We start from the raw sequence: 15,380 nt of genomic DNA, 5'->3' as shown, positions 1-15,380 counted from the left end.
GGAGTGACGGTCACCGCGCTCCGGCCAGCGAATCCACCTCAGCCTCCCGCCGCGCGAGCGCCCGCAGCGGCCCGTCCACCGCGAGAAGCTCCGCGTAGCTTCCCCGCTGCACCACCTGGCCCGCGTCGAGCACGATCACCTCGTCCACCGCCTCCAGTCCCGCCAGCCGGTGCGTGATCAGCAGCGTTGTACGGCCCTGAGTGGCGGCCAGCAGATCGGCGGTCAGCGCGTCGGCCGTCGGCAGGTCCAGATGCTCGGCAGGCTCGTCGAGCACCAGGACGGGGAAGTCGGCCAGCAGGGCGCGGGCCAGCGCCAGCCGCTGCCGCTGACCGCCGGACAGCCGGGCCCCGTGCTCGCCGACCAGTGTGTCCAGGCCGTCGGGCAGCCCGTCCACCCAGTCCAGCAGGCGGGCCCGGTCCAGCACCCTGCGCAGATCGGCCTCGGTGGCGTCCTTCCTGGCCAGCAGCAGGTTCTCGCGCACCGAGCTGTCGAAGAGGTGCGCGTCCTGGGCACACAGCCCGACGAAACGCCGTACGTCGTCACCGGCCAGCGCATACGCGTCCACACCGGCGAGCGTGTACGAACCCTCCTGCGGGTCGAGGAAGCGCAGCAGTACCTGGGCGAGAGTCGTCTTGCCGGCACCGGACGCCCCGACCACCGCGATGCGTCGCCCCTCCTCCAGGGTGAGATCGAAGCCGGCCAGCGCCTCACGCCGCTGCCCGTCGTACCGCGCGGCCAGCCCCTTGACCACCACCGGGAACGGCGTGGCGGGCGCCTGCCGGGGCCGCTCGGGTTCGCGGACGGGCTCCGGAGCGTCCAGCACCTCGTGGACGCGCTCGGCGCTCCGCCGCACCCGCTGCCGGTGGCGCACGGCGAGCGGCAGCCCCAGTACGGCCTCGAAGGCGGCCAGGGGAGTGAGGACGACCACGGCCAGCGCCACGCCGCCGAGCCGGCCCGCGGCCACCGCCTGGGCGCCGCAGAACGCGGCCGCCGTGACGGTCAGGCCGGAGATCAGCGCGGTGAGCCCGTCGCCGAGCGCGGTCACGGCGGCGGCACGCGAGGCGATCCGGGTGAGGGCGCCGTCGGCTCGCCGGGCCGCGTCCGTACGGGCGGGCAGCGCGCCGGCGACGGTCAGCTCCGCGGTGCCGGTGAGCAGGTCGGTGACCCGGGTGGCAAGGGCGCCCCGAGCCGGGGCCAGCCGTCGCTCGGTCCGCCGGGCCACGGTCGCGGTGACGAGCGGGACGCCGACGCCGGCCGCCACGAGACCCGCGGCGAGGACAGCGCCGGCCTCGGGAAGCAGCCATGCCGTGAAGCCGACGGTCGCGGCGGAGACGGCGACGGCGACCGACGCGGGCAGCAGCCAGCGCAGCCAGTAGTCCTGGAGCTCGTCCACGTCCGCCACGAGCCGGGTCAGCAGATCGCCGCGCCGGGCGGTCCGCAGCACCGCCGGCGCGAGTCGCTCCAGTCGCCGGTAGACCGCGACCCGGGTGTCGGCCAGCATCCGCAGCACCGCGTCGTGCGACACCAGCCGCTCGGCGTACCGGAACGCGGCCCGCCCGATGCCGAACGCCCGCGTGGCCGTCACGGCCACCATCAGATACAGCACCGGAGGCTGCTGCGACGCCCGCGAGATGAGCCATCCCGAGGTCGCCATCAGCCCAACGGCGCTACCGAGCGCGAGACCCCCGAGCACCAACGCCGACACCAGACGCCCCCGCCGCGGCCCGGCCAGTGCACGAACCCGCGCAAGCACACGCCGAGGCCGCGCCGAAGCCCGCACGACCGAGCCACTTTCCCACTGCCCGCGCAAAGACGCCGACGAGCCGATCTCCGCCTGCCCCGGCCGAGCCCGCTCCGGCCCACCATGCAGACCACCGGTCCCCGAGCCCTGCGAGCCACCATCCAGCCGACCGGACCCGGAGCCCTGCGGACCACCGTCCAGCCCACCGAGGCGACCGGCCTGCGGCCCATCGTCCAGCCCACCGAGTCGGGTGGCCGGTGGGTGAGGACGGGGGTCCAGGGGGCGGAGCTCCCTGGCAGGCCCGCCGCAGCTCCGGGCACTCGGCAACGCGGCGCTCAACGGCTCGGCGCTCGACAACCCGCCGTTCTCCAGCCGCACCACCCGATCCGCAACCTCCAGCAAGGCCGGCCGGTGCACCACCAACAGCACCGTACGACCCACCGCAAGCTTCCTTACCGCCGTGACGACCTCCGCCTCCGTCCCCCCGTCCAGCGAGGCTGTCGGTTCGTCCAACAACAGCACGGGCCGGTCGGCGAGAAAGGCGCGGGCAAGAGCCAGTCGCTGCCGCTGCCCCGCCGACAGCCCGGCCCCGTCCTCCCCGAGCACGGTCTCCGCCCCCTCGGGCAACGCGTCCACGAACTCCAGCGCACCCGCGTCCCGCAGCGCCCGCCGTACGGCACCGTCATCCGCCTCGGGCCGCGCCAGCCGCACGTTCTCCGCGACGGTCCCGGCGTACAGATGCGGCCGCTGCGGCACCCACGCGATCCGCGACCGCCACTCCTCCAGGTCGAGTTCCGCGAGATCGGCTCCCCCGGCCCGGACCCGCCCCTCGCTGGGCGAGACGAACCCGAGCAGCACATTGAGCAGCGTCGACTTGCCCACCCCACTCGGCCCCACCAGCGCGACCGTCTCACCGGGCTCGACGCTGAACGACACGCTCGTCACCGCGTCCGCCGACCGACCGGGATAGCGAACAGTGACCCCCTCGAAGGCAACCGCGCCCGATGGCACCGCACCGGTTCCGGACGCCGGAACCGGCGTCTGCAGCACGCTGAAGATCTCCTCCGCGGCGGCCAGCCCCTCCGCCGCCGCGTGGTACTGCGCGCCGACCTGCCGCAACGGAAGGTACGCCTCGGGCGCCAGCACGAGGATCACCAGGCCGATGTACAGATCCATGTCACCGTGCACGAGCCGCATGCCGATCGTCACCGCGACCAGGGCGACCGACAGCGTGGCGAGCAACTCCAGCGCGAAGGAGGAGAGGAAGGCGATTCGCAGGGTGCGCAGGGTGGCCTGCCGGTACTCGCCGGTGATCCGGCGGATGGACTCGGCCTGTGCCTTTGCCCGACCGAACACCTTCAGCGTGGGCAGGCCGGCGACCACGTCGAGGAAATGCCCCGACAACCGGGAGAGGAGCCTCCACTGACGGTCCATCCGGGACTGCGTGGCCCAGCCGATCACCATCATGAAGAGCGGAATGAGGGGCAGAGTGCCGACGATGATCGCCGCCGACACCCAGTCCTCGGTGACGATCCGCGCCAGCACAGCCACCGGCACGACCACCGCGAGCCCCAGCTGCGGCAGATAGCGCGAGAAGTAGTCGTCAAGGGCGTCGACGCCACGCGTGGCCAAGGTCACCAGTGAACCGGTGCGCTGCCCGGCCAGCCATCCCGGGCCCAGCGCCGCCGCCCGGTCGAGGAGACGCCCCCGCAGTTCGGACTTCACCGCCGCACTCGCCCGATGGGCGGCGAGTTCGGTGAGCCACGCGACAACCGACCGGCCCACGGCCACGGCGGCCAACAGCAGCAGGGGAGTGCGCAGTTCAGCGACGGACTGCCCGTGCTGGAACGCACCGACGACGACCTCGGCGATGAGCATCGCCTGGGCGACGACCAGCCCCGCACCAACGGCTCCCAGAGCGACGACCGCCACGAGGAAGACGCGTGTGGCGCGGGCATAGCGCAGCAGACGCGGATCGATTGGTTTCACGTGAAACGTGCCCTTCGGTCCAGAGGGTGTGTTTCACGTGAAACACACCCTCGCCGGACTCAGTGTGCGGCGCCGGCCGCAGCATCGGGAGCGAGGTGCTGCGTGCCGATCCGCTTGCGGAAGACCCAGTAGGTCCAGCCCTGGTACAGCACCACGAGAGGCGTGGCGATGGCCGCCAGCCACGTCATGATCTTCAGGGTGTAGGGGCTCGACGAGGCGTTGCTGACCGTCAGGCTCCAGTCCCCGTTGAGCGTGGACGGCATGACGTTCGGGAAGAGCGACAGGAAGAGCATGGCCACGGCGGCCACGATGGTGACGCCGGAGAGCGCGAACGCCCATCCCTCACGGCCCAACTGGTTGGCCACCAACGCGGCCACCAAGGCGGCGACCGCCACGACGAGCGCCACCAGGCTCTTGCCGTCACCGCTGTCGGCCTGCGTCCACAGGAGGAAGCCGGCCGCCACCACGGCCGTGACGAGACCGACCCACAGAGCCAGCTTCCGTGCCCGCACCCGGATGTCCCCCACCGTCTTCAGCGCGGTGAAGACCGCTCCGTGGAAGGTGAACAGCGTCAGCGTGACCAGACCGCCGAGCAGGGCATAGGGATTGAGCAGATCCCCGAAGCTGCCGACGTACTCGAAGTGTTGGTCGATCTTCACACCTCGCACGATGTTCCCGAAAGCCACGCCCCACAGGAACGCCGGGATCAGCGAGGTCCAGAAGATCGCTGTCTCCCAATTGCGCTGCCAGTTCTCCTCGGGCCGCTTGGCCCGGTACTCGAAGGCGACGCCCCGGACGATCAGGCACACCAGGATGATCAGCAGCGGCAGGTAGAAGCCGGAGAAGAGGGTGGCGTACCACTCGGGGAACGCCGCGAAGGTCGCACCGCCGGCCGTGAGCAGCCACACCTCGTTTCCGTCCCAGACGGGCCCGATGGTGTTGATCAGCACCCGCCGCTCCGGCCGGTTGCGGGCCAGCAGCTTGGTGAGGATGCCGACCCCGAAGTCGAAGCCCTCCAGGAAGAAGTAGCCGGTCCACAGAACGGCGATCAGGACGAACCAGACGTCGTGAAGTTGCATGACTGTTCCCCCGGCCTAGTACGAGAAGGCCATCGGCTTGTCGGCGTCACGGGTTTCGCCGCCGATCTTCGTGGGCGGGTTGAGGTCGGCCTCGGTCAGCTCCGGGGGGCCGGCCTTGACGTACTTCGCGAGCAGCTTGACCTCGACCACGGCGAGGATCGCGTACAGCGTGGTGAAGACGATCATCGAGGTGAGGACCTCGCCCTGGGAGACACTGGGGGAGACCGCGTGCCGGGTCTGCAGGACGCCGTAGACGACCCACGGCTGGCGGCCCATCTCGGTGAAGATCCAGCCCCAGGAGTTGGCGATCAGCGGGAAGGCCAGGGTCCAGGTCGCGATGCGCCAGTACCAGGGCGTGAGCTTCGGGCTGAGCGCCTTGTTCTTGAACAGCACCAGATGTGGCACCTCGTCCTCGCCGACCCGCAGATGCTGCGGCAGCATGAACTTCTTGCGGGTCAGCCACAGTCCGGCCAAGCCGATGGCGAAGGAGGCCATTCCGAAGCCGATCATCCAGCGGAAGCCCCAGAAGGCGACGGGGATGTTGGGCCGGTAGTCGCCCGGTCCGAACTTCTGCTGCTCGGCCTTGTTGATGTCATTGATGCCGGGGACGTACGAGTTGAAGGAGTCGTCGGCGAGGAAGGACAGCAGCCCCGGGATCTCGATGGCCACCGTGTTGTGGCCCTTCTCCACATCGCCGTAGGCGAAGATCGAGAACGGTGCCGGCTTCTGGCCGTCCCACAGCGCCTCGGCCGCGGCCATCTTCATCGGCTGCTGCTTGAACATGACCTTGCCGAGCGTGTCGCCGCTGATCGCGGTGAGCAGACCGGCGATGACGACGGTGATCAGTCCGAGCCGCAGCGAGGTCTTCATCTCGCGGATGTGCTTCTTGCGGGCCAGGTGGTAGGCGGCGATGCCCACCATGAAGGCGCCGCCGGTCAGGAAGGCTGCGGAGAGGGTGTGGAAGGCCTGACTGAGGGCGGTGTTCTGGGTCAGCACGGCCCAGAAGTCGGTCAGTTCCGCGCGCCCCTTCACCTTGTCGATCTTGTAGCCAACCGGGTGCTGCATCCAGGAGTTGGCCGCGAGGATGAAGTACGCCGACAGGATCGTGCCGATCGAGACCATCCAGATGCAGGCCAGGTGGATCTTCTTGGGGAGCTTGTCCCAGCCGAAGATCCACAGGCCGATGAAGGTGGACTCGAAGAAGAACGCGATCAGCGCCTCGAAGGCGAGCGGGGCGCCGAAGATGTCACCGACGAAGCGGGAGTAGTCCGACCAGTTCATGCCGAACTGGAACTCCTGCACGATGCCCGTGACCACGCCCATCGCGATGTTGATCAGGAAGAGCTTGCCCCAGAACTTCGTCGCTCTGAGGTACTTCTCCTTCTCCGTGCGCACCCAGGCCGTCTGCAGCCCGGCCGTGAGGGCGGCCAGGGAGATGGTCAGCGGGACGAACAGGAAGTGGTAGACGGTGGTGATGCCGAACTGCCAGCGCGCCAGCGTCTCCGGCGCCAGAGCCAGGTCCACGTCGTCACTCTCCTTACTGCGCCGTGGTACAGCGGCGATTCGCCCCGTCTGTTGCACACATACAGGGCAAACGGGACGCGCTTGTGAACGCGTTCACATTCACAAGCCATTATGACGTACCGATTTTCGGCCCGGTAGGGCGGGGTGGTCCTATCGCCACGGAGTCAAGACCTTGGCAGCGACTTCAACATCTTGTTGAATTGCGCGTCATGCAGATACGTATTTCCTGGCCCGCGGGCAACATCACCGCGACCTTCGACGCAGACACAGCGACCGCACAGGCCCTCGCCAAGGCACTGCCGCTCACCTCCAGCGCCTGCACATGGGGCGAGGAGGTCTATTTCGACACAGGTGTCTCTGTTTCACGTGAAACGGATGCCCGGCAGGTCGTGGAGCCGGGCACGGTGGCCTTCTGGACGGACGGCGACGCGCTCGCCCTCCCCTACGGCCCCACTCCGATCTCGCGAGGCGACGAGTGCCGCCTCGCGAGCCCGTGCAACATCCTGGGAAGTCTGGACGGGGACGCCAGGGTGCTGGCGACCGTACGAGACGGCGACCCCATCCGTGTGGAACTGATCGACGAGTAGAGCCCTCGCGGCGCTACAGCTCCTTGCGGAACGCCTCCGCCACCTTCAGGAAGATGTCGTTCGCCTCGTTCTCTCCGACCGTCACCCGCACACCCTCGCCCGGGAACGGCCGGACCACCACACCGTGCTGCTCACAGGCCTGAGCGAACGCGACCGTGCGCTCCCCCAGCCGCAGCCACACGAAGTTCGCCTGCGTCTCCGGCACCGTCCAGCCCTGCCCGCGCAGCGCATCGACCACCCGCGTGCGCTCGCACACCAGCGAACCGACCCGGCCGAGCAACTCGTCCTCGGCCCGCAGCGAGGCGATCGCCGCTTCCTGCGCGAGCTGGCTGACACCAAAGGGCACCGCTGTCTTGCGCAGCGCCGCCGCGACCGGCTCATGGGCGATCGCGAAACCGACGCGCAGCCCGGCGAGCCCGTAGGCCTTGGAGAAGGTACGCAGGACGCAGACGTTGGGCCGGTTCCGGTACAGCTCGACGCCGTCGGGCACCTCAGGATCGCGGATGAACTCGCGGTAGGCCTCATCCAGCACCACCAGGACATCGCCGGGCACCCGGTCGAGGAACCGCTCCAGCTCGGCCCGCCGCACCACCGTGCCGGTCGGGTTGTTGGGGTTGCAGACGAAAATCAGACGCGTCCGGTCGGTGATCGCGTCCGCCATCGCGTCCAGGTCGTGCACATCGCCGGGCGTGAGCGGCACCCGCACCGACCGCGCGCCGCTGATCTGCGTGATGATCGGGTACGCCTCGAAGGACCTCCAGGCGTAGATCACCTCGTCGCCGGGACCGCTGGTGGCCTGGATGAGCTGCTGGGCGACGCCCACCGAGCCGGTGCCGGTGGCCAGGTGGGAGATCGGGACGCCGAAGCGCTCCGACAGCTCGGCCATCAGCCCGGTGCACGCCATGTCCGGGTAGCGGTTGAAGTCGCAGGCGGCCGCCGTCACGCTCTCCATCACGCCGGGCAGCGGGGGGTAAGGGTTCTCGTTGGAGGACAGCTTGTAGGCGACCGGCCCTCCGGCCGCGGCGGGCTTGCCCGGTTTGTAGGTGGGGATACCCTCCAGCTCGGCGCGCAGCTTGGGGCTCGTCTCGCTCACCGCAGTCCTCCTCGCGACCACCGGCGGACCGTCGACGCCGCCGGCTTCCAATACTCCTCACCTTATGAGGATTCGGCCCCGGTGCGTACAGGTGGCGGCCCGGCAAAACGTGAAGCGCGTCCGGCCCGGCGCCATCCCGGGGCATCACCGTACGAAGGCGTACGTTCCAGGGGGCGCGCCGTACATATATCTACGCGCCGGTGGCTCACGCCGTAGCGCGCATCCCCCGTGCAGGTGAGTTGAGACCTCTTCGAGACATCGGGCAGTTGGCAGGTTCATACGCGTCACTACGCCACGTCCTACCGAAGAATCGTTCAACTACCTTGTTTTCTAAGCCAGTTGACCCCGGGTGACCATGCAGAAACGTGCCTGTCAACGCGTGCATATGCGTCCGCACTACCCCACCACATGAGCCCTACTATCGGCTCGCCATGACAGCAGCAGGGAAGCACCAGGTGAGCCGCGCGGAAACCTCACGTCGAGGCAGCCGGCCGGGCCGGGCGGGCATCAGAGACGTGGCCGCCGCCGCCGGAGTCTCCATCACGACCGTCTCCGACGCCCTCAACGGCAAGGGCCGGCTCCCGGATGCCACCCGGCGCCACGTCCGCGAGGTCGCCGACCGGCTGGGATACCGCCCCTCCGCCGCCGCCCGCACCCTCCGTACCGGCAAGTCGGGTCTGATCGGCCTGACCGTGACGACGTACGGGGATGAACCTTTCACCTTCACGGAGTTCGCGTACTTCGCCGAGATGGCACGAGCCGCCACCTCGGCCGCGCTCGCCCGCGGCTACGCCCTCGTGATCCTGCCCGCGACCTCCCGCCACGACGTGTGGTCCAACGTCGCCCTGGACGGCACGGTCGTCATCGACCCCTCCGACCAGGACCCGGTGGTCAGCGAGCTCGTCCGGCAGGGACTGCCGGTCGTCTCCGACGGCCGCCCGGCCGGCTCGCTGCCGGTCACCGCCTGGGTCGACAACGACCACGAGGCCGCCGTCCTCGGCATCCTCGACCACCTCGCCGACGCCGGCGCCCGCCGCATCGGCCTGCTCACGGGCACGACGACGGACACGTACACCCACCTGTCCACCACCGCCTACCTGCGCTGGTGCGAGCGGGTCGGCCAGGACCCGGTCTACGAGGCCTACCCGGCGCACGACCCGTGCGCGGGCGCCGTCGCAGCCGACCGGCTGCTCGCCCGCCCCGACCGGCCCGACGCGGTCTACGGCCTGTTCGACCCCAACGGCACCGACCTGCTGGCCGCCGCCCGTCGCTACGGGCTCCGTGTCCCCGACGACCTGCTGCTTGTGTGCTGCAGCGAGTCCATGGTGTACGCCAGCACCGAGCCGCCCATCACCACGCTCTCCCTCAAGCCCCGCCGCATCGGCACGGCGGTGGTCCAGCTCCTCATCGACGCCATCGAGGGGGTGGAGTCGGACCAGCCGGTCGAGCAGGTGATACCGACCGAGCTGATCGTGCGCACCTCCTCACAGCGGCGCTCGCCGCGCACCACGGTCAGCCCGCCGCGGACGCCCGACGAGAAATAACGCCGGAAAGCGGGGCGCTCGCCCCGTGCGCGCGCCGGCCGGGGGAGGGGGCTCGGCGGGCCGGCGGCCGGCGGGCCGGGTGTTCGGTCGGTGCAGAGCCGGCCGAACACCTGCCCAAACGGGGCGAAAGCCGCGGTGAACTGGAGTCTTGTTCCGATTCACCACCCCTGGGTCATCACACGGCGCGATGCGCATTCCTATGATGGGCCCACGACACCGCGGACCGCTGCGACCAGGCAGTCCGAAGGGGTGCAGATGCGGCGCGATGGTGGAGGGGTCTGATGACTCAGGGGGCCGGTCAGGGACCCGAAGTGGAGCGGACGGCGACACTGCGCGACTTCCGGGTACCCGCGTACGTCCACGAGACCGGTCCGTACGTCCGCACCGCCCACCCGGGCGACACCGCGCCGCCCGCCGACGAGGCGTACCCCGAGAGCTACACCCCCACCCAGCGCGACCTGCCCGTCATCAACCGGACGGAGACGCTCCAGGTCTCCGTCGAGACGGCACCTTCGGCCCCGGCGCCGCAGCCCGCCACCGGGCCCGGACCGCTGTTCGTCGTCGGGGACGTCCACGGGTACCTCGACGAACTGGTGGCCGCACTGCAGGAGCAGGGGCTGATCGACGCCTCCGGCCAGTGGTGCGCCGGCACCACCCGGCTGTGGTTCCTCGGCGACTTCACCGACCGCGGACCCGACGGCATCGGCGTCATCGACCTCGTGATGCGGCTGTCCGCCGAGGCCGCGGCGGCCGGCGGCTACTGCAAGGCCCTCATGGGCAACCACGAGCTGCTGCTGCTCGGCGCCAAGCGGTTCGGCGACACCCCCGTCAACTCCGGTGCGGGCACCGCCACCTTCCAGGCCGCCTGGCTGCTCAACGGCGGTCAGAAGACCGACATGGACCGCCTCCAGGACCACCATCTGCAGTGGATGGCCCGCCTCGACGCCGTCGAGGAGGTCGACGGCTATCTGCTCGTGCACTCGGACACCACCGCCTACCTCGACTACGGCGACTCCATCGAGGCGGTCAACGACACCGTCCGTGAGACCCTCACCCGCAACGACGCGGACGAGTGCTGGGATCTGTTCCGCAAGTTCACCAAGCGCTTCTCCTTCCGCGACGAGGGCGGCTCCGACGCCGTGCGCTCCCTCCTCGATACGTACGGCGGCACCCGCGTCGTTCACGGTCACAGCCCGATCCCCTACCTGCTCGGCGAGGTCGGCTCCGAGGACGGCGAGGAGGGCTCCGGCCCGGTCGTGGAGGGGCCGCACGTCTATGCCGACGGGCTCGCCATCGCGATGGACGGCGGGGTGACCATGGCCGGAAGGCTCCTGGTCCGGCAACTGCCCCTGGCCACCTGACCGTTTTGCGGGCAGACCGCCCCCGGCGGGGTGCCCGCGAGCCGAAGGGCAATTTCCGGCAACCCCCTGTCACCGTGTGCCGTCACGGCTCTACCATCGGCTTATCCGTAGCAGGCTCCCCTCCGTTTCTGCCCGACGGCTCGCCGGCGTGCGAGCCCCAAGCCCTACGGAGCATCGGGGGATGCACATGAACAGCGTTCCGCAGCACCTGCAGAACGAGGACCGCCAGGAATTCGAGCGGCTCCTCGATGAGGCGCTGCGCTCCGCACCACAGCGGCCGGAACTGGCCGCTGTCGGACAGCGGCTCAATCCCGAACAACTGCGCACCATGGCGCTCAACGCCACCGCACTGATAACGGCCGCTGCCGCGGCCGAATACCAGCACTATGTGAAGGTCCGCCAGGAACTGCGTCAGCCGGCGATGGCCCCCTCGGCCTCCGGTGGCGCCGCTCCCGCGGACCGGAGTTCGGCCACGACGGGGCTCGTCACCACCTTCGGCGACGCGGCCGAGAGCACCGGCGCGGGCGCCGTCGCGGTCATCGCCGTACTGGCACCCGTCCTCTCCGGAACCGCCGCGGCGATCTTCCTGCTCGTCGGCTACATCCTGAAAACCCTCAGCCCCGGACAGGCCTTCGCCCAGACCATGCTCACCGCCGGGTGGGTGTTCGGCGCGGTGACCGCGGCCACGATCCTCGTCGCCGCCGTCGGACTGCTCCTCACCGCCCTGCGCAACGGCAGTTCGCCACAGGCCCAGGCACTGGACGCAGCACACCGGGAACTGGACAGCGCGAGAGAGGCCTGGCGGGACGCCCTGCTGGAGCGCGGCATCGTGCCGTTCCTCACGGAGGCGCTCGCCGAGCCCGCACCGACCCCCGCGCGCCGTACGACCCCGCCCGCCCCGCGCGGGCGGATGCCCCGGCTGGGGTACGACCGCCCCGGTTTCAGCAGCCCCGACGACGGCACCCAGTCCGGCCGGCCGAGCTTCACCAGCCCCGACTACACGAGCCCGGACTTCGGCGGCCCGGAGCACCAGCCCGAGTGACCCCACGGCAGCCCGGACATGGACCGCGCCCCGGCCGACATGGGCCCGACCGGGCGGCCCGCCGGTGCGCCCCGCCCCGGCCGGCTCAGCCATCCAGTCGGCGACCGGCTCAGCCTCAGCAGTTGCCGCGCCGCAGCGAACCGCAACGCCGGCGGCCCTGGGCGGTGCTCATGGCGCACCACGGGCGAGCACCGCCCAGAGAGAAGCCGTCAGTCGGCGATCGGCAGGTACACCCTGTTCCCGCTCGCCGCGAACTCCTTCGACTTCTGCGCCATGCCCTCCTCGATCTCGGCCCGGCTGCCACCGTGTTCACGGCGGATGTCCTGCGAGATCTTCATCGAGCAGAACTTCGGCCCGCACATGGAGCAGAAGTGGGCGGTCTTGGCAGGCTCGGCCGGCAGGGTCTCGTCGTGGAACTCCCTGGCCGTGTCCGGGTCCAGGGCGAGGTTGAACTGGTCCTCCCACCGGAACTCGAAGCGGGCGTCGGACAGTGCGTCGTCCCACTCCTGGGCGCCCGGGTGCCCCTTGGCGAGATCGGCCGCGTGCGCGGCGATCTTGTAGGTGATGACGCCGGTCTTGACGTCGTCACGGTTGGGCAGGCCCAGGTGCTCCTTGGGCGTGACGTAGCAGAGCATCGCCGTGCCCCACCAGGCGATCATCGCGGCGCCGATACCGGAGGTGATGTGGTCGTACGCCGGGGCGATGTCCGTGGTCAGCGGGCCGAGCGTATAGAACGGAGCTTCATCGCAGATCTCCTGCTGAAGGTCGATGTTCTCCTTGATCTTGTGCATCGGGACATGTCCCGGGCCCTCGATCATCGTCTGTACGTGGAAACGCCTGGCGATCCGGTTGAGTTCCCCGAGCGTCTTCAACTCCGCGAACTGTGCCTCGTCGTTGGCGTCCGCGATCGAGCCCGGCCGGAGACCGTCGCCCAGCGAGTACGTGACGTCGTAGGCGGCGAGGATCTCGCAGAGCTCCTCGAAGTTCTCGTACAGGAAAGACTCCTTGTGGTGCGCCAGGCACCAGGCGGCCATGATCGAGCCACCGCGCGAGACGATGCCAGTCTTGCGGTTGGCGGTGAGCGGCACGTACGGCAGCCGGACGCCCGCGTGGACGGTCATGTAGTCCACGCCCTGCTCAGCCTGCTCGATGACCGTGTCCTTGTAGATCTCCCAGGTCAGTTCCTCGGCCCTGCCGTCGACCTTCTCCAGGGCCTGGTACAGCGGCACCGTGCCGATGGGGACGGGGGAGTTGCGCAGCACCCACTCGCGGGTCGTGTGGATGTTGCGACCGGTGGACAGGTCCATGACCGTGTCAGCACCCCAACGGGTCGCCCAGGTCATCTTCTCCACCTCCTCCTCGATGGAGGAGGTCACCGCGGAGTTGCCGATGTTGGCGTTGACCTTCACCAGGAACCGCTTGCCGATGATCATCGGCTCGATCTCCGGGTGGTTGACGTTGGCCGGCAGCACCGCCCGGCCCGCCGCGATCTCCTCGCGGACCACTTCGGGAGAGACGTTCTCCCGGATGGCCACGTACTCCATCTCCGGGGTGATCTCGCCCCGGCGGGCGTACGCGAGCTGGGTCACCGCCTCGCCGCCCCGGCCCCGCCGTGGCTGGCGCGGCCGTCCGGGGAAGACCGCGTCCAGGTTGCGCAACCCACCGCGCGGCGAGGTGTGCTTGATCCCGTCGTCCTCGGGACGGACGGGACGGCCCGCGTACTCCTCGGTGTCACCGCGGGCGATGATCCAGTTCTCCCGCAACGGCGGCAGGCCCCTGCGGACGTCGGTGTCGACGAGCGGATCGGTGTACGGGCCCGACGTGTCGTACAGCGTGACCGACTGCCCGTTGGTGAGGTGCACCTGACGGACCGGCACGCGCAGGTCGGGGCGCGAACCCTCGACGTACGCCTTGTGCCATCCGATGGACTTCCCGGCCTCCTGGGACTTCTCGTCCTGGACGGAGGCAGGCGTGCGTGCGTCCTTGTTGGTCATGAGACCTACTCCCTACGCCGGCATTACCCGGTAACAGGTTCGGCGGTCGACGCAGCGGTTTCCGTCTGGCGACATTTCGCGCGGAACATCGCTTGTTCCACGTGAAACATTGCGCGTACGGAGGTCAGCGCCCTCTCAGCCCGGTGCTCCGAGCTCCCGCGTGTGCAAAGGTGCCTCCACGCTAGCGTCATTTGTGGCGCGGTGAACAGTGGGCCCCCTGCCGCTGTTGCAATGATCAGGCGGTGACCCGAATGCAGCAGCACCCGTATCGGCCGCCCGAGCCGCGTCGCCGACCGCGCTCGGGACAAGGCGACGGCCAGGCCCCCGGACCGGAAAGCGTCCGCGACGACAGCCGCGCTGAGGGCCACGGTGAGGACCACGGACAGGCAGGCGGTCACGCACACGGTCACAGCCACAGACACGGGCGTGGGAGCGGCCACGGGCACGGACACAGTCACAGCCATGGACCCGCCGCCCCCGTCTCCAAGCACCTGCGCAAGGTCATCGCCGCGATCCTGGTCCCGTTCACTGTGGCGGTGGTCGTCGGCCTGGTGGTGCTCTGGCCCGGTGGTGCCCCGTCCCACAAGCGCAGTGGCGTCGGCTTCGACCGGGAGACGCAGCAGGCCACGGTCACCAGGGTCATCGAGGTGAGCTGCACGTCGGTGAACGCCTCCGGTGGCGCCCCGTCCGGTGACACCTCCACCGCCCAGACCACGCCGGCGGAGCAGGGGGCGAAGGGAAGCTGCAAGAAGGCGACAGTCCGGGTCGACACCGGCAAGGACAAGGGGCGCACGTTCACCGAGATCGTGCAGCCGGACCAGCCCCGGCAACTGCACCAGGGCGAGAAGGTGGTGGCCGCCTACGAACCCTCGGCGCCGAAGGACCTGCAGTATTCGGTGACCGACGTGAACCGGAAGTTCCCGATGGCGCTGCTCGCGGGGATCTTCGCGTTCGCCGTCGTGGTGGTCGGCAGGCTGCGGGGCGTGATGGCACTGGTCGCGCTGGCCGTCAGCTTCCTGGTGCTGACTCTGTTCATCCTGCCTGCGATCCTGCAGGGCTCGAACCCGCTGCTCGTCGCCGTGGTCGGATCGAGCGCCATCATGCTGATCGCCCTGTACATGTGCCACGGCCTGTCGGCCCGCACCTCGGTGGCGGTGCTCGGCACACTCGCCTCGCTGATGCTGATCGGCGTGCTCGGCTCGCAGTTCATCGGCTGGGCCGCCCTCACCGGCAACACCGACGACAGCACCGGCCTGATCCACGGCCTGTACCCGAAGATCGACATGAGCGGACTGCTGCTCGCAGGCGTCATCATCGGCTCCCTCGGCGTCCTCGACGACGTCACCGTGACCCAGACGTCCGCCGTCTGGGAACTGCACGAGGCCAACCCGGCGATGGGCTGGCGCGGACTGTACCGGGCGGGCAT

Annotated in this window: 10 protein-coding genes; 5 read left to right on the top strand and 5 right to left on the bottom strand. The window is 69.8% G+C overall.

The features are described from left to right. Positions 1 to 10: 10 nt before the first annotated feature. Genes cydD through ACWDEN_RS31375 form a run of 3 tightly spaced genes read right to left on the bottom strand, consistent with a single transcriptional unit; the run spans position 11 to position 6,333 of the window. Positions 11 to 3,730 (bottom strand): thiol reductant ABC exporter subunit CydD, encoded by a 3,720-nt coding sequence (cydD, locus tag ACWDEN_RS31385; protein ID WP_450861201.1) that lies wholly within the window; start codon positions 3,728 to 3,730, stop codon positions 11 to 13. 59 nt (positions 3,731 to 3,789) lie between these two features. Continuing rightward, positions 3,790 to 4,809 (bottom strand): cytochrome d ubiquinol oxidase subunit II, encoded by a 1,020-nt coding sequence (gene cydB, locus ACWDEN_RS31380; RefSeq protein ID WP_351600937.1) that lies wholly within the window; start codon positions 4,807 to 4,809, stop codon positions 3,790 to 3,792. 15 nt (positions 4,810 to 4,824) lie between these two features. Then, positions 4,825 to 6,333: a cytochrome ubiquinol oxidase subunit I gene (locus tag ACWDEN_RS31375; RefSeq protein WP_351600940.1), complete on the bottom strand. Its 1,509-nt coding sequence runs from the start codon at positions 6,331 to 6,333 to the stop codon at positions 4,825 to 4,827. Positions 6,334 to 6,542: 209 nt separating this feature from the next. Here ACWDEN_RS31375 and ACWDEN_RS31370 point away from each other — a divergent pair, with 209 nt between their 5' ends. Further along, complete coding sequence (locus ACWDEN_RS31370; RefSeq protein WP_450861199.1) at positions 6,543 to 6,920, top strand: cyclophilin-like fold protein; 378 nt, start codon at positions 6,543 to 6,545, stop codon at positions 6,918 to 6,920. A 13-nt stretch (positions 6,921 to 6,933) separates the two neighbouring features. Here ACWDEN_RS31370 and hisC read toward each other — a convergent pair whose 3' ends face one another. After that, entirely contained in the window at positions 6,934 to 8,013 is a 1,080-nt protein-coding gene (gene hisC / locus ACWDEN_RS31365; RefSeq protein WP_351600946.1) for a histidinol-phosphate transaminase, read from the bottom strand. A gap of 431 nt (positions 8,014 to 8,444) precedes the next feature. Between hisC and ACWDEN_RS31360 the strand changes: the two genes are divergently transcribed. The 3 genes from ACWDEN_RS31360 (at position 8,445) to ACWDEN_RS31350 (ending at position 11,960) form a co-directional block, all read left to right on the top strand. Continuing rightward, positions 8,445 to 9,557, top strand: coding sequence for a LacI family DNA-binding transcriptional regulator (locus ACWDEN_RS31360; RefSeq protein ID WP_351600950.1), 1,113 nt, complete (start codon positions 8,445 to 8,447; stop codon positions 9,555 to 9,557). A 281-nt stretch (positions 9,558 to 9,838) separates the two neighbouring features. Continuing rightward, positions 9,839 to 10,918 carry a metallophosphoesterase gene (locus tag ACWDEN_RS31355; protein ID WP_450861196.1) on the top strand — a complete coding sequence of 360 codons (1,080 nt, stop codon included), beginning with the start codon at positions 9,839 to 9,841 and terminating at the stop codon, positions 10,916 to 10,918. A 181-nt stretch (positions 10,919 to 11,099) separates the two neighbouring features. Further along, positions 11,100 to 11,960 carry a hypothetical protein gene (locus tag ACWDEN_RS31350; RefSeq protein WP_450861195.1) on the top strand — a complete coding sequence of 287 codons (861 nt, stop codon included), beginning with the start codon at positions 11,100 to 11,102 and terminating at the stop codon, positions 11,958 to 11,960. A 209-nt stretch (positions 11,961 to 12,169) separates the two neighbouring features. Here ACWDEN_RS31350 and thiC read toward each other — a convergent pair whose 3' ends face one another. Continuing rightward, positions 12,170 to 13,954, bottom strand: coding sequence for a phosphomethylpyrimidine synthase ThiC (thiC, locus tag ACWDEN_RS31345; RefSeq protein WP_351600959.1), 1,785 nt, complete (start codon positions 13,952 to 13,954; stop codon positions 12,170 to 12,172). A 251-nt stretch (positions 13,955 to 14,205) separates the two neighbouring features. Between thiC and ACWDEN_RS31340 the strand changes: the two genes are divergently transcribed. Beyond that, a partial coding sequence (locus tag ACWDEN_RS31340) for a YibE/F family protein (protein ID WP_450861269.1) occupies positions 14,206 to 15,380 on the top strand: 1,175 nt, incomplete at its 3' end.

The sequence above is a fragment of the Streptomyces sp. NPDC001153 genome (assembly GCF_053598315.1).
The sequence above is the reverse complement of the archived record's forward strand: the minus strand, read 5'-3'. Positions and strand labels throughout refer to the sequence as shown.